Annotated in this window: 17 protein-coding genes; 12 read left to right on the top strand and 5 right to left on the bottom strand. The window is 41.0% G+C overall.

Annotated elements, in window-relative coordinates; genetic code table 11:
- The first annotated feature begins 9 nt into the window (after positions 1-9).
- From AAC000_RS21645 to AAC000_RS21620, 6 genes are all read left to right on the top strand, one after another.
- Complete coding sequence (locus tag AAC000_RS21645) at positions 10-2,703, top strand: TonB-dependent receptor (protein ID WP_339725812.1); 2,694 nt, start codon at positions 10-12, stop codon at positions 2,701-2,703.
- Positions 2,704-2,790: 87 nt separating this feature from the next.
- Positions 2,791-3,750: a metallophosphoesterase gene (locus tag AAC000_RS21640; RefSeq protein ID WP_339725826.1), complete on the top strand. Its 960-nt coding sequence runs from the start codon at positions 2,791-2,793 to the stop codon at positions 3,748-3,750.
- 2 nt (positions 3,751-3,752) lie between these two features.
- Positions 3,753-5,702, top strand: coding sequence for a phytase (locus tag AAC000_RS21635; RefSeq protein WP_339725811.1), 1,950 nt, complete (start codon positions 3,753-3,755; stop codon positions 5,700-5,702).
- Between the two features lie 316 nt (positions 5,703-6,018).
- On the top strand, positions 6,019-7,560 hold the full coding sequence (locus tag AAC000_RS21630) for a glucan biosynthesis protein G (RefSeq protein WP_339725809.1): 1,542 nt from the start codon (positions 6,019-6,021) through the stop codon (positions 7,558-7,560).
- A complete protein-coding gene (mdoH, locus tag AAC000_RS21625) occupies positions 7,536-9,641 on the top strand; it encodes a glucans biosynthesis glucosyltransferase MdoH (RefSeq protein WP_339725808.1) in 2,106 nt (701 codons plus the stop codon). Before AAC000_RS21630 ends, mdoH begins: the two co-directional genes overlap by 25 nt.
- 83 nt (positions 9,642-9,724) lie before the next feature.
- Positions 9,725-10,195: an EVE domain-containing protein gene (locus tag AAC000_RS21620; RefSeq protein ID WP_339725807.1), complete on the top strand. Its 471-nt coding sequence runs from the start codon at positions 9,725-9,727 to the stop codon at positions 10,193-10,195.
- A 70-nt stretch (positions 10,196-10,265) separates the two neighbouring features.
- Here AAC000_RS21620 and AAC000_RS21615 read toward each other — a convergent pair whose 3' ends face one another.
- The 3 genes from AAC000_RS21615 to AAC000_RS21605 all read right to left on the bottom strand — a co-directional run bounded on the left by AAC000_RS21615 (position 10,266) and on the right by AAC000_RS21605 (position 13,123).
- Positions 10,266-12,014 carry a DUF885 domain-containing protein gene (locus tag AAC000_RS21615; RefSeq protein ID WP_339725806.1) on the bottom strand — a complete coding sequence of 583 codons (1,749 nt, stop codon included), beginning with the start codon at positions 12,012-12,014 and terminating at the stop codon, positions 10,266-10,268.
- Positions 12,015-12,039: 25 nt separating this feature from the next.
- Positions 12,040-12,372 (bottom strand): DUF1820 family protein, encoded by a 333-nt coding sequence (locus tag AAC000_RS21610; RefSeq protein ID WP_339725805.1) that lies wholly within the window; start codon positions 12,370-12,372, stop codon positions 12,040-12,042.
- Between the two features lie 175 nt (positions 12,373-12,547).
- A complete protein-coding gene (locus AAC000_RS21605; RefSeq protein WP_339725804.1) occupies positions 12,548-13,123 on the bottom strand; it encodes a TetR/AcrR family transcriptional regulator in 576 nt (191 codons plus the stop codon).
- A gap of 178 nt (positions 13,124-13,301) precedes the next feature.
- On the opposite strand from AAC000_RS21605, the gene AAC000_RS21600 reads away from it, so the two are divergent.
- Positions 13,302-14,900, top strand: a complete 1,599-nt coding sequence (locus AAC000_RS21600; RefSeq protein ID WP_339725824.1) for a M28 family metallopeptidase — start codon at positions 13,302-13,304, stop codon at positions 14,898-14,900.
- A gap of 78 nt (positions 14,901-14,978) precedes the next feature.
- On the opposite strand, the gene slmA is transcribed toward AAC000_RS21600, so the two are convergent.
- Together slmA and coaBC are read right to left on the bottom strand one after the other, a co-directional pair.
- Positions 14,979-15,569: a nucleoid occlusion factor SlmA gene (slmA, locus tag AAC000_RS21595; RefSeq protein WP_339725803.1), complete on the bottom strand. Its 591-nt coding sequence runs from the start codon at positions 15,567-15,569 to the stop codon at positions 14,979-14,981.
- A 9-nt stretch (positions 15,570-15,578) separates the two neighbouring features.
- Positions 15,579-16,793: a bifunctional phosphopantothenoylcysteine decarboxylase/phosphopantothenate--cysteine ligase CoaBC gene (coaBC, locus tag AAC000_RS21590; RefSeq protein WP_339725801.1), complete on the bottom strand. Its 1,215-nt coding sequence runs from the start codon at positions 16,791-16,793 to the stop codon at positions 15,579-15,581.
- Positions 16,794-16,912: 119 nt separating this feature from the next.
- Between coaBC and radC the strand changes: the two genes are divergently transcribed.
- From radC to mutM, 5 genes are all read left to right on the top strand, one after another.
- The gene (gene radC / locus AAC000_RS21585) at positions 16,913-17,587 is read left to right on the top strand and encodes a DNA repair protein RadC (RefSeq protein WP_339725799.1); all 675 of its coding nucleotides are present in this window, start codon (positions 16,913-16,915) and stop codon (positions 17,585-17,587) included.
- 274 nt (positions 17,588-17,861) lie between these two features.
- Complete coding sequence (rpmB, locus tag AAC000_RS21580; RefSeq protein ID WP_007625404.1) at positions 17,862-18,098, top strand: 50S ribosomal protein L28; 237 nt, start codon at positions 17,862-17,864, stop codon at positions 18,096-18,098.
- A gap of 11 nt (positions 18,099-18,109) precedes the next feature.
- Positions 18,110-18,265: a 50S ribosomal protein L33 gene (gene rpmG / locus AAC000_RS21575; protein WP_158972543.1), complete on the top strand. Its 156-nt coding sequence runs from the start codon at positions 18,110-18,112 to the stop codon at positions 18,263-18,265.
- 155 nt (positions 18,266-18,420) lie between these two features.
- A complete protein-coding gene (locus AAC000_RS21570) occupies positions 18,421-18,894 on the top strand; it encodes a hypothetical protein (RefSeq protein WP_339725791.1) in 474 nt (157 codons plus the stop codon).
- 3 nt (positions 18,895-18,897) lie between these two features.
- Complete coding sequence (mutM, locus tag AAC000_RS21565) at positions 18,898-19,710, top strand: bifunctional DNA-formamidopyrimidine glycosylase/DNA-(apurinic or apyrimidinic site) lyase (RefSeq protein ID WP_339725789.1); 813 nt, start codon at positions 18,898-18,900, stop codon at positions 19,708-19,710.
- The last annotated feature ends 18 nt before the right edge of the window (positions 19,711-19,728 follow it).

Below are 19,728 nucleotides of genomic sequence, written 5' to 3'. Positions count from 1 at the left end.
GAACCTATTATGAAAATGATTAAATCTACCTTAGCCATAGCTTGTTTAACCGCATTGGTCGGTACATCTGCACTAGGGCAAGAAGTGGGCGCTTTACAAGGCGTATTAATGGACAAAAGCCAAACCAGTTATTTTGCAGGGGCTGATATTCAAATCAAAGAGCTAGGCGCTAGTGCGGTATCTCGTCGTGATGGGTCGTTTCGGTTTACTAATTTACCCCAAGGTAACTATACCTTAGTGGTTCAGTACTTAGGGGCAGAAACAGTTGAATTGCCTATTCAAATCAGCGCAGGGCAAACCTTGCAACAAGCTGTGGTATTAGCCGCTGCTAATACCTCATTGGAAAGCATTATTGTGTATGGACAACGAGCGGGTAAAGCCAGTGCACTGAATCAAAAAAGAATGTCTGACAGTATTAAATCTATAGTGTCGGCCGATTCTATTGGTCAATTTGCCGACCAAAATGCCGCGGAAGCATTACAACGTTTACCAGGGTTATCTATTGAAAGAGATCAAGGTGAAGGGCGCTTTGTAGGTATCCGAGGTATCGATCCTAACTTGAATAATGTCACCATTAACGGCGTGAATGTGCCTTCACCTGAAAGTGGGGTACGCTCTGTTGCACTTGATGTGATTCCCTCAGAGCTGATTCAAAGCTTGGAAGTCTCAAAGTCAGTCACACCAGACATGGACGGAGATGCTATTGGTGGTTCAATAGAAGTGAAAAGCCTCAGTGCCTTTGACAAAAATGGCACCTCTGCAAGTGTGACTGTACAAGCGAGTCAAAATCAATTGCGGGATGAAACCAGCCCTAAAGTTTCAGCTAGCTTCACCTCAATGTTGACTGACACAGTGGGTGTTGCTGCGGCCTTATCCTATTTCGATCGTAGTTTTGGTTCAGACAACATTGAATCAAATGGCGATGATGAAGTAGAGCAACGTTATTATTCAATTAATCGCGAGCGTATTGGTGGTGCCGTTAACTTAGATTTTCGTCCAGACATGAATAACCAATACTATTTACGTACTTTATACAGCAGCTTTGCTGACGATGAATTTAGACTCTCGAATACCTTTGTGTTTGATGGTGAAGATTCTGAAATTGAGCGTGGTAGTAAAGATCGTGAAGAAACCCAGAGTGTTTTATCTATCACTGCAGGTGGTGAACACCAACTTGAAGATTGGTTAATAGAATATCAACTCGGTTACTCCAAAGCAGATGAAGATGAACCAGATGCTTTGTACTACACCTTAGTGGGTGAAGGCATGGAAATCGATTCAGATATGGCAGGGCCCATTCCCGCTGTGACTCAAGAAGCCGCTGTTATGGACTTAAGCAATTATGAGTTAGATGAAGTCAGCTTTGAAAAAAATCGAGCAGAAGATACTGAAACTATGGTTAAAGCCGATTTTACTCGTTACTTTGATTGGCAAGACAATCAGCTTGAATTTAAGTTTGGTGGTAAATACCGTAGCCGTGAGAAATCGGCAGATGCCAACATCAGCATTTATGATGGTGACTTTGATGATATTGATCCTAGTATTTTTGCGTCATCTACTCCTGATTGGGGCTTGGGGGATTTTGGTCCAGGTTTAGATCGTGCCTTTATGCGTGAATATTATGGACAGCAAAGTAATGCTTTCGAGATAGCAGAGCTTGATTCAGAAGTTGAATCAAACGGAGCGTCATTTGTAAATCAAGAAGATATTCTCGCGCTGTATTTTATGGGCAAGATTGAGTTAGAGAATTTACGTATAGTCGCCGGTTTGCGCTACGAAGGCACTGACTTTAGCACTTCTGGTATGCGAGTTGAATTAGTCGAAAATGAAGAAACCGATGTAGAAGAAGTCGTCAATACGCTATGGGAAAGCGACAAAAACTATTCTTATCTGTTACCTAGTGTCAATTTGCGCTATGAATTCAATGATAAACTCATAGGGCGCGCAGCCTTTACCCAAACCATTTCTCGTCCAAAGTTTGAAGACTCAGCGGCATTTCAAATTATTGAATCTAAAACAGAAGAAGATGACGGTGAATTTGTCACTGAGCGAGAAGCAGAAGTTGGCAACCCTGAACTCGACCCTTATGAAGCAGACAACTTCGACTTAGCAATAGAATACTACCCAGGTGATATCGGTATTTTGTCTGCGGGGTATTTTTATAAGAACATCGATAACTTTATTATCATTACTGATGTTGCCGGCACAGCTGGTTGGGAAGGTTTTGAAGAAGTCATGCAGCCCATCAATGGTGAATCGGCAAGTGTGAGTGGTATTGAAGTATCTTGGATAAAAGGTTTCGATAATGGCCTATTGCTAAGTGCCAATGGTACCTTCTCTAGTTCAGAAGCGGTCACCATTTTAGACGGTGAACGTTATGAAACATCTTTGCCAAACCAATCTGACCGAATAGGAAATTTAACTGTAGGATACGAAACTAAAGATATTAGTGTCAGATTAACTATGACCTACAAAAGTGAAAATCTTGAAGAAGTAGATGGTGACTTAATCAGAATGGAAGATAAGCACCAGCAAATGGATTTCATGGGTAAATACTTTATCAATCCCAATATGCATGTGTATTTTAACGCAATTAACTTAACAGATGAGCCGTTTTATCACTACTTTGATCGACCTAGTGTCAACGCTCAATTTGAAGAGTACGGTCGTACCTTTGAATTAGGGTTTAACTGGAAGTTGTAATCCACTAAAGCTAAACATTTTGGTCACAACAAACACGCGTCTATCTATGAGACGCGTGAGTTTATTTGGAGAAAAAAAGTGCGATTAATCAATATCTGTTTTGTTATAGCCAGCATCACAATTTTCCACAGCTATGCAAAACCTGTACATGACGAATCTTATTATCAGACCCAACAGATCCAAGGTTTGACTGTACCAGCAGAGAGTCTTAATTTTTTGGTCTTGGGTGACTGGGGTAGGAATGGTCATTATCAGCAAATACCTGTTGCGGAGATGATGGACGTGGCCATGTGGCAACTTGACGCTGATTTTATTGTCACCACAGGGGACAATTTTTATTCTAATGGTGTGGCATCGGTGGACGATCCGTATTGGAAAACGTCTTTTGAAGATATCTATCATGGGCCGCATTTGTTTGAAAATTGGTATCCTACCTTAGGGAATCACGACTACAGGGGAAATTGGCAAGCGCAAATTGACTACTCTGATGTTAGCCGTCGTTGGGTATTTCCTAGTAGTTATTACGCCAAACGCTTTGAGCTTGATAGTGGTGAAGCCGTGCTTATTTTATTTATTGATACTAGCCCCCTAAATCCGGGATATAAAAATGAAGCAAAATATGCCGAAACCCAAAAGCAAGATAGTGCTAAACAACTCGCTTGGATAGAAGCTCAATTAACTACATCTACCGCTAAGTGGAAAATCGTAATTGGTCATCACCCTTTGTACTCAAGTGGTAAACGTTATGGTAAAACCGCTGGAATACGTGACGTACTAGAACCTATTTTCGAAAACCACAAGATTGATGCTTATTTCGCAGGTCACGAACATGACTTGCAACACAATCAACCTCAAGGCACAACAGTGCAGCATTTTGTCTCTGGCGCGGGCTCTGAATTAAGAAAGGTTGCGCAACGACCATTTACCCGTTTTGCACAGGCTACAGCAGGTATTGCTTCAGTATCGGTAAGTAACAATGAGTTATTAGTGCAGTTTATTTCTGACGCTAGCAAGGTGCTGTATCAATATAGTATTAATAAGGATTAACTGTGAAATCTATTTTATCTCCCATTTTATTTAGTGTGTTTTTGGCTCTGTTAAGTGCCTGCCAAACACCTATTCACTCAGCCAAAAAGATAGTGCCTGCGCCATTAAAAATGCTCGAAAAAAACAACGATATTGGCGGCAAAGTAGCTAAACCTATTCGTAACCAACAACAAGAATATTGGTTACTCACTAGCGAAACGTTAGGGCTGTTGTTAACCGATAAACAAGGTAATCAACTGAGTAGCATTGAAGGTCATATTGAACTGCTGGACTGGCGAGACAATATACAAATTGGTGAGCAAAGCTTTGGATTAATCGCCGCCTTAGACAGCAATTTGGGGCAAGTGTTAATTGTTAAGCTAGATTGGCAAAAGCAACAATTGTCAGAATTAACCCGATTTAAAAAGCCATCTGCACAAATAGAAAGTCTATGCTGGTATCAAATGCCAGAAGGGCACTTATCCTTATTTACCACAGATGCGCTAGGGCAAGTTGCGCAACGAATTGTGGTTGATGCATCACAACATGTGTTAACCGACGTCTTAGTGCAAAACTTTATTGGTGCCCCTCAAACCAAGTCTTGCGCGGTAGACGATCACTCTCAATCACTTTATATAGTCGAAGAAAACATTGGGGTTTGGCGTTATTTTGCCGATCACGAATCTGAGTTAGCGCGGGAGTTGGTGATAGCGACTCAGCCCCACGGACCAATTGCTAGTGAAGTAACACATATTGAGGTGTTGGAATCAGGCGACTTACTCGTCAGCGCGCCAGAGCAGCAAGGATTTTGGTTCGTTGACACCCAACACAATGAATCCCCCCAATTTATGCATTTTGAAGGCAAAAACAGTCCAGAAAGTGTCAGTGGCCTGCAACAGGGCGATCAGCTTACATTAGGTATATTTGATGATGAAACTGCAAGGTATTTCACATCAGAGCTTTTTCTTCCTAAAAAGCAGTCACCAAAAGTTCCGCCAGCTATGCCAATTTTGCAACCTTATGCACAAAGTGCCGCCATGGCAGCCTATGGTGATGCAGCCGATGATCCCGCTATTTGGATAAATTTTGCTGATAGTGCTAAAAGTCGAGTGTTAGGTACCAATAAAAAACAAGGTTTAAAACAGTACGATTTGCAAGGTGACTTACTACAAGAGCTGAATATAGGTCGAGTAAATAATGTAGATATTCGTTATGGCATGGAGTTAGACGGTAAGCGTGTTGATATTGCTACCGCGAGCAACCGTAGTACTAAATCTATTAGTGTTTTTACTATCGAACCCAATACAGGTTACATGACACACATCTCAGATATTCCAACCAGTATCGATGATGTTTATGGATTGTGTATGTATGCTAGTGGTAGCCAGTATTATGTGTTTATTAATGGCACAGATGGGCATTTTCAGCAGTACTTGTTACAGCAAGATGCTGGAGAGATTTCAGGTCAATTAGTTAGAGAGTTTTATGCTCCCAGTCAACCAGAAGGCTGTGTGGTAGACGATCAAAACCAACAACTTTACTACGGCGAAGAAGCCGTTGGTGTGTGGCAAGTTTCCGCAGAGCCTATTGAAGAAACAAGTAAACTCATCATTCAAACCAACCAAACTTTTGTGGCAGATGTGGAAGGTTTAGGGATCTATCGTTACAAAGAACAGCGTTTCTTGTTTGCTTCTAGTCAAGGCAATGATAGTTACGGTGTGTTTGCTTTAGATAAAAACAACCACTACCTTGGCAGCTTTAAAATAGGGTTGAACCTGAGTTTAGGGTTAGATGGTGCATCTGAAACTGATGGTTTAGCTATCACCTCATACCCATTGGGCGAAAACCTGCCTGCAGGACTGTTGGTGGTGCAAGACGGCCGAAATCGTTTACCTATGGCGCCGCAAAATTTTAAGCTGGTGGATGGTCGAGCAATACAACTCTTATTAGACAAATGGCTTTTAAGTGAATAGGGCCTAACCCTAGGCCAAGGGTTAAGAATTAATAAAGCCCACTGCTTTTTGTGTGAATGGAATCGGCGCGTTATTTTTACCTTGTTTAGTGAAGATTAGCGCCGAGTTTACTTGTTTATTCTCAGAACAATATCCACCTTATTTTTACTCACCTACATCGTCACATGGTAATTTTTGCCACTTGGCCTAATTACTGCATTTCCCTTGTTTTATCCAATCGCTTCTGTGCTTAACCTTTTTTATAGCAACTTTAGGTTAGCGTAAATTTAAGTACAACAAAGGCTTTTTAAGTAGGTAAATAACAAGGAGTTCCATTTTGTACAAGTATTACATCTTCGCTCTAGTGTTAAGTGTTAGTTTAATTCCGTATCAGTCGTCAACCAAGGCACAGCAACCTTTAGCTGCGGACAGTGAGCCAGATGGCAAAGATAGATTAACTCAGCCATTTGATAGGAAATGGTTGGAATCTAAAGCAATGGATCTCGCCACTCGAGAATATCAGGTAAAACAATTACCAGCAGATAATCCCCTTAGCCAAATGAGCTACGATGACTACAAAAAGATACAGCTTGAAAGAGGCGCGACTATTTGGTCGAAAGAGAATAGAAATTTTCGAGTCAACCCTCTACACCCAGGCTTTTTGTTCAAAATTCCAGTGAAGCTAAACTTAGTTGTAGGTGGTGTGGCGAGACGAATTTTCTACACCACTAAAATTTTTAACTACGACTCCGAGCAAGAAGCGCTTAAAAATACCGATGCGCAAGGGTATTCGGGCTTCAGCGTCACTCATCCTATTAATACAGAAGATAAGTGGGATGAGTTTATGGTTTTCCAAGGAGGCTCATATTTTAGAGCGGTTGGTCAGACAAATTGGTATGGACTTTCTGCTAGGGGGCTGGCAATCAATACCGCTAAGCCATCGGGAGAAGAGTTTCCAGTATTCACTGAGTTCTGGCTCGAGCGCCCTAATAAGAAGAACGACAAATTGATAGTCCATGCATTGATGGAAAGTGAATCATTAACTGGGGCATTTACATTTACTGTGAAGCCAGAGAAGAATACAGAAATCCTGGTTAAAAGCACTCTGTATCCAAGAAGAGACATTGAATCTTTTGGTGTGGCACCTCTAACTTCAATGTTTTTATTCAATGCTATGAACAGATCTCGCTTTGATGATTTCCGACCAGCAGTTCATGATTCAGATGGTCTGTTAATGGTAAAGGCGAATAACGAAAAAATTTGGCGCTCACTTGCGAACCCCAAAAGATTAGAAGTCTCAGCGTTTAAAGATGATGGAATTAAAGGTTTTGGATTAATGCAACGTAGCAGAAAGTTCAACGATTTTAAGGATATGGAAGCCCATTATCATAAACGCCCTTCAGCTTGGGTTACACCAATAAATGATTGGGGACCTGGTCATGTTGAATTAATCGAAATTCCTACTAAGGCGGAAATTCACGATAACATTGTCGCTTTTTGGCAACCAAATCAAATGTTAAAGGCAGGTGAACCACGAGAGTTTAGTTATAAAATATCTTGGGGCAGTGATGCGCCGATAAAAAATATTAGTGGAAAAATAGTGTCAACTGCGGCTGGAAAATCTCTAGGCTCAGAAACCACTCGTGAATTTGTGATTGAATATGCGGGGCAAACTATTCCATCTGACTTAAGTATTAACGCAATCAGTAGCTCCGGTCATATTGTTGGTGTCACCAGTAAGGTTATTCCTGAAACGAATAACCTTCGTGTTGTTGTCAAATTTGAACCGGGCGCAAAAAACGTATCTGAACTTCGAGTATCACTGTCTAAGGAAGATAAACAATGGGGCGAGACATGGCTATACCGATGGACCAGATAATGATCGAAAAATTAGGGGTGCCGCCAGAATCACCATTACATATGCCTGCTCAGGATTTTTCTAAAAAACCTCAGGTAAAACATGCGAAACAGGGATGGACTCAGCTGTTTGCCAGACTCATCACTTTTGGTGGTGCGTTGGCATTAACGGCTTATGCTACTCATCAAATGGTACTTATTGTATCCCAAGATACTGTCACTGCCTTGCAGTGGGTAATGGTTGGATTGTTTTGTTTAACTTTTGTTTGGATTGCTTTGGCTGCCAGCGCAGCTTGTGCAGGATTTATATTTGCTGGTCATGGCGCAGATTCTTCTGCAACGGATATCACTCATAAAAAAACGGCCTTACTTATGCCCGTATATAATGAAGAGCCAAGCGAAACCTGTGCGGCACTTTATAGTATGGGCAAAGATTTGATTGCCAATAAGCTTGCTGAGCAATTTGAAATTTTTATTATTTCAGACTCCAATGACCCTGATGTATGGGTTAAGGAAACCGCTGCAGTGGGGCAACTCAAAGAGGCACTTTCAGGTGAGATTAATGTCTGGTATCGACGCAGACATAATAATAAAGCCAAGAAAGCCGGGAATGTACATGAATTTGTCAGTCGCTGGGGCGCCCGCTATGACTATATGATAGTGCTTGATGCAGATAGTTTGTTGTCGGCCAATACTTTGAAGACTCTCATGCAAGAAATGGCCAGTGATGACCATGCAGGTATTATTCAAACCTTACCCACTCTATATCGTGGCGATACACTATTTGCTAGGTTGCAACAATTTGCAGGAACTGTGTATGGGCCGATAGTCGCTCGTGGTATTACCGCATGGCAAGGCAATGATGGTAACTATTGGGGACATAATGCCATTATTAGAGTGAACGCTTTTGCTGAATCGGCAGGACTACCTACTCTCGGTGGTATTAAACCATTTAAAGGGGATATTTTATCTCATGATTTTGTAGAGGCGGCGTTAATGAGAAGGGCAGGCTGGTCAGTGCGCATGTTGCCAGCATTGAAAGGGTCTTGGGAAGAAAGTCCGCCTAGTTTATCTGATGTTGCCACCCGTGATAGGCGTTGGGCACAAGGCAATATCCAGCATCTTGCGGTGCTTAAAGCCAAAGGTTTGCGTTGGCCTAACAGGTTCCACATGTTAACTGGGGTTATTGGGTATATGGCCTCGCCTATTTGGTTCGCGTTAATACTCATTGGTATTGTGATGGCCATTCAGATTCATTATGTCAATATCGAATACTTCTCAGATCAACCTTCACTGTTCCCACAATGGCCTGTATTTGATTCTGAACGTATGGTGGCGTTGTTTGTGTTTACTATGGGCATTTTACTCGTACCTAAAGTGTTAGGGTTAATTCGGGCGATTTTTCACAGCCCATTAAGAAAACCTTTAGGTGTCATTAGGATGATTCTGGGCGCAATAGTCGAAACATTCTTCTCTGTGTTGTATGCGCCTATTTTTATGTTGATCCACAGTCGCCATATCTTCGATATATTTCGTGGCCGTGATTCAGGGTGGGCCACTCAGCAAAGATTACACAGCGGCACGCCTTGGTTGCAATTGCTTAGACAACATTTCTGGCACACTATGATAGGGATTGGGATGACAGTATTACTTTACCATTATTCCCCTACTTTGCTGATTTGGTTGTCTCCTACATTAATTGGATTAATGTTTGCTATCCCATTGTCAGCCATTAGTGGTAGTAAAAGTGTAGCTAAATGTTTGGGTTTCTTTGGTATTTTGAATATTCCAGAAGAAGTTGTCACGCTCGATATTATTACCCAACGAGACAGGTTTGCGGCGCAACTTAAAGAATATTTGCAAGATGTTTCTATTTCATCTTTGCTTGAAAAAGATACTTATCAACATAATCATTTTAATTTGTTATCTAAACCTCCGGTGCCGACTCGAGGCGAACCTCATGTCAGTTGCATCATTGCAAAATATAAAATCAAAGATGCAACTCATCCCCAAGAAGCGTTAGATTGGATGACTAAACTGGAAAAATTGGCTGTGCTTAGTGATAGCGCTTTGTTTAATAAACTGATTAAAATTCCGGGTTAAAAAGTATGAAATTCGTCGCGCTACTTGCTTGCAAGAGAATGTTTTAAAATATATTGTTTTAAGCTCATCCATAAGGAAAGTTAATGCAATATTGGTTATTTAAAACTGAGCCCGATGCCTTCAGTATTGATGACTTGGCGAACATGCCAAATCAAACTGAGCATTGGGACGGTATTCGTAATTATCAGGCCCGCAACTTTTTGCGTGATCAAATCAAACAAGGTGATCAGGTTTTTATCTATCACTCTAGTTGCAAGGATGTGGGCATTGTTGGCTTAGCCGAGGTGGTTAAAGAAGCTTACCCAGATCACACACAGTTCAATCCAGAAACTAAGTATTATGACCCTAAGTCAACCCAAGACAAGCCCCGATGGTATATGGTGGATATTAAATTCAAACAAAAATTTGATCACTTGTTATCACTCAAAGCCATCAAACAGATGGCCGATATCAGCGAAGTTGGCCTAGTCAAAAAAGGTGGCCGTTTATCAGTGATGCCTGTACCTGAGCACGAATTCAGGGTATTGCTCAAGCAGGCTACGCAGAGTCAGTAAGCCTACATGTGAGTCATATTGACTGACCTGCCTATAGACAAGTACCAGAATTGATATGTTTAGTTAGTCCCTAGCTCTGAGTTTGTTCTTGAATAAACAACTGAATACTGTCTTCTAAAATGGAAAGTGGCACTGAACCGTGTTCTAAAATGGCATGGTGAAATGCGCGAACATCAAATTTATCACCTAGGGCATGTTCGGCTTTATGTCGTAATTTTTTAATGGTGATTTCGCCAATTTTGTAGGATAAGGCTTGTGCTGGCCAAGAGATATAACGGTCAATCTCTGTGGTGACATTGTGTTCAGAAAGGGCAGTATTCTCCAGCATAAAATCTATGGCTTGTTGTCTTGACCAACCTTTTATGTGCATGCCGGTATCTACCACTAAACGACAAGCTCGCCACATTTCATAACTTAAGCGGCCAAATTCATCATAGGGATCTTGGTACATACCTACTTCTTTACCTAAAAACTCGGAGTATAAACCCCAACCTTCACCGAATGCTGAGATATAGGTATAGCGCCTGACTTCTGGTAAGTCTTGCATTTCTCTCGCTAGGGATATTTGTAAATGATGCCCCGGCACAGCTTCGTGTAATGTTAATGCAGTAAGCGCGTATAAAGGTCTTTTGTCTAAGGCGTAGGTATTCACCCAGTAATATCCAGGTTGGTCATCTCTGTTAGGCGAAATATAACGGCCAGTTGTATATTTAGGTGCAATGTTTTCAGGAACAGCTTCTACGCCGTAGGGAGTGCGAGGTAAATAATTAAATAGTTGCGGTAGCTTGGCGTCCATTTTTTTTGCTATATAGGCCGCTTGTTTGATTAGCTCGTCGGCTGTTTGTGCATAAAATTGTTTGTCATTCCGCAAAAACTCAATGAATTGGTAGATATCGCCATCGAATTCAAGTTGCTCGATAACGCTCTGCATTTCGCCACGAATGCGCTTAACCTCTTGTAAACCTAGAGTATGAATATCCTCCACCGACATCTTAGTGGTGGTATAGAAATCACTACGATTTTGATAAAATGTAACGCCCTTTGGTAAAGATTTGGCGGCGATATTAGCTTTGCTGTTTTGAAAATACTCAGTGGTGAAAAAGTCATAAAACGTTTGGTAAGCACTAAACACTTGGTTACTGATAACTAAACTGGCTTGTTCACGTAAGTTTTGTTGTTGAATAGGGTCAACGCTGCTGCCCTGAAAATCAGTAAATGGTGTGTAAAATACACTGTCTTCAGGAGACTGATGGATAAAGGATTTAATTGAATCTTCAAAGCCATGAAGCACTACTTTAGGTTGTACCATGCCGGTTTGAATACCTTTTTTCATCCACTTAATCTGTTGTTCAAAATAACTAGGAAATTGTTCAAGGCGTGTTAAGTAATTTTGATAATCAACTAAGGTTTTAAAACGGCTAGAGCGGGGTAAAAAAGCCAAATCATTATGAAAACCTGATTCTGAAGTAAGTGGCATATAATGAGCGTTAAAGCGGTATTGGTCGATATGGTTTTGTAACTTTCTTTGTTGAATCAACAGGCTGATTTGTTGTGTTCTGCTTAGCTCCGCTGAATCTATATGAGTCAATTTTTTAAGATATTCGCGAAATTGAGTGTCTCGTTCGGCCAAGGCTTTAGGCGAAATATCCGTCAATTTATCATCAAATTCATGTCTACCTTGCTGGCTTGCTTGGATCGGGCTTACAGACAATTCATACTGCCAAATTTTATCAAGCAGTGTCTGTAACTTGGCGGTCTCTGTAGCTAAACACATATATGAAAAAAGGCTGAATACCAATAAGCTAGATAACTTTTTCATATTACAATCCTTGGCTGAATGAATGTTATTTAGGCGTGTGCCTAGGCGTATAAATTGGTGTTGGAAAAGCGGTGACTTTATCCGACAGCGTGGTGATTTTTGAGGTGCCTTGTTTTTTTACTTCATCGATACGTAACACGCTATGCATAGGCAGATATGTACGCGTGACGTCAGCAAATTCATCTTTAAGTTTTTCATGGCTTGGATCCAATACTAAACTAGTATGGGTATCCCAAACAAAGTCACCAATTTCAATAAACCCAAACATACTTCCCTGGCAAACTTCTCGTACATATAGTTCGTAGCGCTCGCCATTGGCGACAAATTGGATGCGAAATAAATGTTTTTCATTGGTCATATTCACTACTCAATATATTAGGTTAATTCCCCCGTTCAAAACAGGGTTGTCTATAGGATGTTACAGCTTCCCTATCAATGGAGATAACCTCAACAATAGCAAGGTTAACTAAGGGGCGTTTGAGGAAATTTTTTTCGATTGGAGCCTTTTATAAGGTAATAGTGAAAAACCGGCATTATTGATTTACAGCAAGGGGACCTAATAGAGCTCGGGTGGCTAATTGTAATTCATCCGTATCTCCAGCCAAAATAGCATTAACGGCAAAACCTTGCACGTAACTGGTCAGCTGCAGTGCAGTTGATTCTACATTAATATGGGTATGTACTTGTCCTAAACTTTGGGCTTTTTCTAGGCAGCCAATAAAATCAATTTGTAATCGGTCAAGATAGTGGCGGCCAATTTCTTGCACCTTTTGATCATCAAAACCCAATTCAGTAATACAGTTGATTAACAGACATCCTTTACCTTTGATGTGGGCCACATAATCGGCAAAAAATGCATGAATGGAGTCAAGTCCTTGGCTAGATTCTAAATGTTTCATTAATTTGTTTAGATGAAGGCTTTGATAGTGCTTTAACACCATGTAGAGAAACGTTTGTTTACTGCCAAATTCGATATAAAAGCCTCTTCTATTGAAGTCGGTTCTAGCAATAATTTCGTCCATAATGGCACCGTGATAGCCGTGCTCTAAAAATACATCAATTGCTTGGCTTAATACATCATCAACCTTGTACTGGGCTTTACGTGGCATGAAATCAACTAGTGTTGGCAGAATATATGTTCTTCACAGATTAGCCGAGTTATATTATCTGTCAAGGTTGTAGTTGTTATACATCTCGCTTAATCTGAGAAATTAAAACAATTAAAATAAATGTGGGGAAATAAAAATGAAGTTAAGTTCTGGCTTTGGGGTCATTTTGACGGCAGCAATGTTAGTTGCGTGTCAAGCTGAGAAGGCCCAACCAACAGCAGAAGTCTCTGCTGATGCATCACGCATTAAATCGCATCTTAGGTTTTTGTCTGATGATTTATTAGAGGGGAGAGATACGGGAGCCAGAGGGCACGAAATTGCTTCCCTTTATATTGCTGCCGAATTTGAAAAATACGGCTTAACACCAGCAGGTGACGATGGCAGTTATATGCAGCGGGTGAATTTTGTTCAGGCCAATATTGATCAATCGTCCATTAAATTGTCATTGACCGGTGCACAAGGCGAAATGGCGCTGAGTTATCCTAAACAATTTCTTACTTCCCCTAATCCTCTGGAAGAATTGACTCAGATGGCAGGCAAGTTAGTGTTTGTTGGTTACGGTATTGTCGCCCCTGAGTTACAGCACAATGATTATCATGATATGGATGTAAAGGATAAGGTAGTGGTTGTGTTGTCAGGCAAACCTAAGTCTTTTCCTAGTGAAGAAGGCGCGCACTTTGGTTCAAGTCGAGAAAAGTTACGTCATGCTTCGGAAAATGGTGCTGTAGGTTTTATCACTATTAGTACGCCAACGGGTGAAAAAGTCCGACCTTATCAAAATTTATTGAATTATTTGCATACTCCATCTGTGCGTTGGTTGGACCAAGCTGGCGTGCCGTCAGGGGTATTTCCGCAAATTAAAGGTTCGGCATATTTTAGTAAAGAAGCGGCAGAACTGTTATTTGCTGATGCAGAACAAAATTTAGAACAAATCTACGCCATGTTAGAAAAAGATGAGTCGCCTAAAGGATTTGATTTACCTTTAGAGGTCCAACTTGAATCTCAAAGTACTCACACGCCTATCTCTAGCCCTAACGTCGCTGCGATTCTAGAGGGTTCAGACCCTCAACTTAAGAACGAATATGTGGTGTATTCTGCACACTCTGATCACATTGGTTTTGCTAAAACGGTGAAGAAAGACAAAATTAATAATGGCGCCATGGACAATGCCACTGGGACTTCAGTGTTGTTAGAAACGGCGCGTTTATTTAGTGAGCTTGATGAACGTCCTAAGCGTTCAATTTTGTTTGTTGCTGTGACCGGTGAAGAAAAGGGCTTGTTGGGTTCAGACTATTTTGCTCAAAATCCTACAGTACCAATGGGCTCAATGGTAGCCAACGTTAATCTAGATATGCCAATACTGATCTACGAATTTGCAGATGTGATAGCCTTTGGTGCTGACCACAGTGATATGAAAAGTTCAGTGGCAAAAGCTGCGGAGAAAATTGGATTAGAGTTAAGCCCTGACCCTATGCCGGACCAAGCGTTATTTACTCGTTCTGACCATTATAGCTTTGTAAAACAAGGCATTCCTTCAGTATTTTTAGTGCCTGGTTTTAAATCGGCAGATCCTGAGGTTGATGGGAGTAAACAGTTTAGCAATTTCCTTAAAACAAACTATCACAAACCCGGTGATGATTTTAGCCAAGCATTTAATTGGAAAGCTGCGACTAAGTTTGCCGAGGTGAATTACCACATAGGCATGACATTGGCTAACCAAGCACAACGTTCTAGCTGGAATGAAGGTGACTTTTTTGGTGATAACTTTTCAAAATAGCTTTATTAGTATTTGAACTCGATCAAAAAAGCGGACTCAATTGAGTCCGCTTTTTTTTTAACCTGAATTTATGCAAACTTAATTAAAAAATTGCCTATTAATTAATTGCCATTGTTCATTAAAATTTTCAGTAGGTCTTTTAGTAAATTCGCTGCGAATAAATTGATTAATACGCCCATCTGCAAAACAAATGAGTATATTTGCGATGATGCCTTCTTCAGCGGGTAATGTTTTGCCTTCACGTAATTTACGTTCCCGCAATACTTGCTTCAATTGTGTTTCTAAACGTTCGAACAATTGCGCAATGCGCTCTCTTAATCTGTCTTGTTCACCCATTAAAGCATCGCCATTTAGAATACGGGTGATCCCCGGATTTTTTTCAGCAAAACCTAAAATAAGGTGCAATATAAGCTGACAGCGAGTAGCAGTGTCTTTCTCTTCATTAATTATTTTATTAATACGCGAGAACAAGGTTTCTTCAATGAACTCAATCAATCCCTCAAACATTCGTGCTTTGCTTGGGAAGTGACGGTATAAAGCCGCTTCAGATACACCAACATGTGCCGCTAGCTTGGCTGTGGTGATCCGTTGTCCTGGGCTGGTTTGTAACATGCTCGCCAATGCTTGAAGAATTTGTGCACGGCGATTAGGGCGTTTTGTAGCTGGCATTTTGGGTTCCTAGGCGAATGTGGCGTCAGTGTCTTCTGTGTATCTTTGGGCTACTAGTTGCATTAACTGCCTAGCAAGTAATTGCTTATCGGCAAGATCTAGTTTTTTTTCACCCTTTGACCAAAATACGCTAAGTGCATTTTGCTCACTGTTAAAACCAATTGTATTATCAGATACATCATTTGCAGCAATCATATTAAGCTTTTTACGTCTTAACTTATCTAAGGCATACTGTCGCAAGTTTTGTGTTTCTGCGGCAAAACCTAAGGTAAAAGGCGCGTTAGTTAAATGTGCTACATCACTAAGAATATCAGGGTTTTTAATAAAAGTAAGTGTTAACTCACTATCTGACTTCTTAATCTTTTGGTTGGTTTTTTGTTGTACTCGATAGTCAGCCACTGCAGCACAACCGATAAAAATATCGCAATTGTGGGTCGTTTGCATCACTGCATCATGCATCTGCTGTGCGCTGGATACTGAGACTGTTTGAACCATTGCTGGTGGCAATAAATTCACCGGGCCACTGATTAATGTCACTGTTGCCCCTAGCTCTTGGGCTGCAATTGCCAAGGCATAACCCATTTTTCCGGAGCTATGATTAGACAGATAACGTACCGGGTCAATGTCTTCTCGAGTTGGCCCCGCGGTAATAGTAATGCGTTTGCCAGCTAATACTTGGTCGAGTGTTTGCTGTGCTAATAAATCTGCAATCTCTTGTGGTTCAAGCATACGTCCTGGACCCACATCGCCACAGGCTTGCTCGCCTTGAGCTGGCCCCAAAAACTGTATTTTACGTTGTTCTAAAATTTTTAAATTAGCTTGAGTCGCAGCAGCGAACCACATTTGTTGATTCATTGCCGGTGCAATATAGATCGGAGCCGCTGTGGCTAGGCAGAGGGTAGACAATAAATCATCTGCCAAACCATAAGTGAGCTTCGCTATAAAGTTAGCTGTGGCTGGCGCTATCACTAACTTATCTGCCCAACGTGCTAATTCAATATGCCCCATAGCGGCTTCAGCATCTTTGTCTAATAAATTATCAGACACTGGATTGCCAGATACAGCTTGTAACGCCAAAGGACTTACAAATTCGTTAGCTGATTGAGTCATGACTACGCGCACGTTTGCGCCCTTAGCGACAAGTTTACGCACTAAGTCAGGGGTTTTATAAGCCGCGATACCACCTGTAATGCCTAGAATAATATTAGAGTTTTCGAGTTGCATTGTATCTGTTGTGTTGTTTTATTGTGCTCGATAGGCACATTATTGGCTGGAATTGCCTCTATTTGCTAGGCTTATTTTGAAGTTAATCATTATCAACATCAAGATTAAGGCACGGAAGCATGAAGATCACGGATTGGCCCAAACATGAACGCCCCAGAGAAAAACTGCTAGGGCAAGGCGCTGCAGCACTATCTGATTCCGAACTTTTAGCTATTTTTTTGCGCACCGGTACTAAGGGTTATAGCGCTATTGATCTGGCCAGAAACTCACTGACAAAATTTGGTGGTTTGCGCGGCTTATTAAGTGCTTCTGAACATGATTTTTGTGAAACTAAAGGCTTTGGTCAGGCAAAGTTTGTGCAGCTACAAGCCTGTTTAGAAATGAGCCAACGTTATATGGCTGAAACCTTAGACAAATCCGATGCGTTCAATTCAGTGGAACAAACTCAAGCGTATTTAATCGCCAAACTACGAGACCAACCCCATGAGGTTTTTGCGATGTTATTACTCGACAGTCAACATCGACTGATAAAATATCGCCCTATGTTTTATGGCACCATTGACAGCGCCTCAGTTTACCCTCGTGTTTTAGTGCAACAAGCTCTATTGGATAACGCTGCTGCGGTGATCCTCGCCCATAATCACCCATCGGGTATTGCAGAGCCAAGCCAAGCAGACAAAAGCATCACCAAGCGAGTCATAGATGCCTTTAATCTAATGGATATCAAAGTGCTTGACCATTTTGTGATTGGCGATGGAGTAGCGGTGTCATTTGCACAGAGAGGTTTGCTTTAGATCATGTAGGTTATATGTAGTGTTGAGACTAAAATGAATATTCAATTTTTATCACCACAACAAACCAATAATAGAGCTAAAAACTTGTCTTAGACAGGTTATTATGTCAACAAGCGACAAAAGAGTTGTTTTTCTACACATTATTCTTGAACTCAACCCTAGTTTACTGTATAAAATGCGCCCTCTTGTTAATAGCGTTAGCTGACTCGTAGATTGATTACGATTAAACGTGAGTCAGAGCTAAATTTTTTTAGATTGTTTGGAGACAAAGGCCATGGCCAAAGTATGTCAAGTTACAGGCAAGCGTCCAGCGGTAGGTAACAACCGTTCTCACGCTAAAAATTCGACTCGTCGTCGTTTTTTGCCAAACCTTCAATCCCACCGTTTTTGGGTTGAAAGTGAAAACCGCTTCGTGAAATTGCGTTTATCTGTTAAAGGTATGCGTATTATTGATAAAAAAGGTATAGATACAGTATTGTCTGATATGCGTGCCAACGGTGTTAAAGTTTAAGGAAGCAGATTATGCGCGATAAAATTAAATTAGTGTCTAGTGCTGGTACAGGCTTTTATTACACTACAGATAAAAACAAACGTAATATGCCTGGCAAAATGGAGATCAAAAAGTTTGATCCTAAAATTCGTCAGCACGTTTTGTTCAAAGAAGCCAAAATCAAGTAGATTTATTAATTTTGTCTCCTGAAGAACCCGGCCTTTGCCGGGTTTTTTGCTTTCTCTAATAAAGACGTGACCTTTGAGTGAACACTTCTTTGTTGGGACTGGTATTACACCTTATGTCATAATCCCCCTAAGCTAATTATTCGGTTGACTTTTAGATGCTCAAGTTATCTCAGCGGGCTTGGAACAATGTCATTATTGTCAGTATGTTAATACTGATCATGTTATTCAATTTCAGTGGCAATTTTTTAAATGACGGCAGCGAAGATGTGTCTACTTCCCTCACTTTGGTGCCTGCAAATATGACCATCACCACTATTGAGTTTGAACAAGAAAAGGTAGAACGAATTGGTCAAGGCTGGCGTACTCTATCTGAGAAACACGCTAAAACCTACAGTAATGAAAGGCTTGCCAACTTAGTGCAAAATTGGGTTAATGCTGAGGTTCGCTTGTTTGACCAAGACCTGAATTGGAATTCACCTACCTCTACAGTAGAACTCTGGTTTGTTGGCCAAGCTTTGCCCACTGAGTATCAGTTTATGCAACTGGCAGACAGCACGCTGGTCAAAATAGATCAAAAAACCTACCAATTAATCAGTCCCAATTACCACTTTTTAACCCTGCAAGAGTAAAACATGCCTGAATTACCAGAAGTAGAAGTGAGTCGTTTGGGCATTAGTCCACACCTTGAAAATCAAATTATTTCAAAAATCATAGTGCGTAAACGTCAATTACGCTGGCCTATTCCAGAGGAAATTCATCAAGCGGAAGGTCTAGTCATCACCGCAATTCGCCGTAGGGCTAAGTATTTATTATTAGATACCAGTAAAGGTAGCATTGTATTGCATCTAGGTATGTCGGGAAAGTTATGCGTGGTGGATACCAATACCGAAGTGAAAAAACATGATCATTTGGATATCGTTATGCAAAATGGCGTGTGTTTGCGCTTTAATGACGCGAGAAGATTCGGTTCGTGTTTGTGGCAGGGATGTAATGAACCAAGGTTAAGTTTATTGGAATCACTTGGCCCTGAACCATTAACTGATGATTTTGATGGTGAAAGGTTGTTTGAGTTGTCTCGTGGAAAGTCAGTAGCCGTGAAAAAGTTTATTATGGACAATAAGGTAGTAGTGGGAGTGGGTAATATTTACGCTAATGAATCACTCTTTATAGCTGGTATTGACCCTCGAAAGCCTGCTACTAAAGTGACAAAAAAGCGCTACATGCAACTTGCTGATATCATCAAAAAAGTTCTAGCTAGTGCCATTGAACAGGGGGGCACCACTCTTAAAGATTTTATGCAAGCCGATGGAAAACCGGGCTATTTTGCGCAACAGCTGCTCGTTTACGGCCGAGCAGGGGAGAACTGCGATGCCTGCCTTTCACCTATAAAGTCTGTGACTATAGGGCAACGCAATACTTTTTATTGTGAAACCTGCCAACGCTAAGAGAACTGCCTTAGCCTT

It is taken from the genome of uncultured Paraglaciecola sp., from assembly GCF_963977085.1.
Lineage (GTDB): Bacteria > Pseudomonadota > Gammaproteobacteria > Enterobacterales > Alteromonadaceae > Paraglaciecola.
The sequence above is the reverse complement of the archived record's forward strand: the minus strand, read 5'-3'. Positions and strand labels throughout refer to the sequence as shown.

Bases quoted from the DNA above. Each gene is read 5' to 3' on its own strand.
- AAC000_RS21645 (WP_339725812.1), top strand. From the start codon at position 10: ATGAAAATGATTAAATCTACCTTAGCCATAGCTTGTTTAACCGCATTG.
- mdoH (WP_339725808.1), top strand. From the start codon at position 7,536: ATGGCTATACCGATGGACCAGATAATGATCGAAAAATTAGGGGTGCCG.
- AAC000_RS21620 (WP_339725807.1), top strand. From the start codon at position 9,725: ATGCAATATTGGTTATTTAAAACTGAGCCCGATGCCTTCAGTATTGAT.
- AAC000_RS21615 (WP_339725806.1), bottom strand. From the start codon at position 12,014: ATGAAAAAGTTATCTAGCTTATTGGTATTCAGCCTTTTTTCATATATG.
- AAC000_RS21610 (WP_339725805.1), bottom strand. From the start codon at position 12,372: ATGACCAATGAAAAACATTTATTTCGCATCCAATTTGTCGCCAATGGC.
- AAC000_RS21605 (WP_339725804.1), bottom strand. From the start codon at position 13,123: ATGCCACGTAAAGCCCAGTACAAGGTTGATGATGTATTAAGCCAAGCA.
- AAC000_RS21600 (WP_339725824.1), top strand. From the start codon at position 13,302: ATGTTAGTTGCGTGTCAAGCTGAGAAGGCCCAACCAACAGCAGAAGTC.
- slmA (WP_339725803.1), bottom strand. From the start codon at position 15,569: ATGCCAGCTACAAAACGCCCTAATCGCCGTGCACAAATTCTTCAAGCA.
- coaBC (WP_339725801.1), bottom strand. From the start codon at position 16,793: ATGCAACTCGAAAACTCTAATATTATTCTAGGCATTACAGGTGGTATC.
- radC (WP_339725799.1), top strand. From the start codon at position 16,913: ATGAAGATCACGGATTGGCCCAAACATGAACGCCCCAGAGAAAAACTG.
- rpmB (WP_007625404.1), top strand. From the start codon at position 17,862: ATGGCCAAAGTATGTCAAGTTACAGGCAAGCGTCCAGCGGTAGGTAAC.
- rpmG (WP_158972543.1), top strand. From the start codon at position 18,110: ATGCGCGATAAAATTAAATTAGTGTCTAGTGCTGGTACAGGCTTTTAT.
- AAC000_RS21570 (WP_339725791.1), top strand. From the start codon at position 18,421: ATGCTCAAGTTATCTCAGCGGGCTTGGAACAATGTCATTATTGTCAGT.
- mutM (WP_339725789.1), top strand. From the start codon at position 18,898: ATGCCTGAATTACCAGAAGTAGAAGTGAGTCGTTTGGGCATTAGTCCA.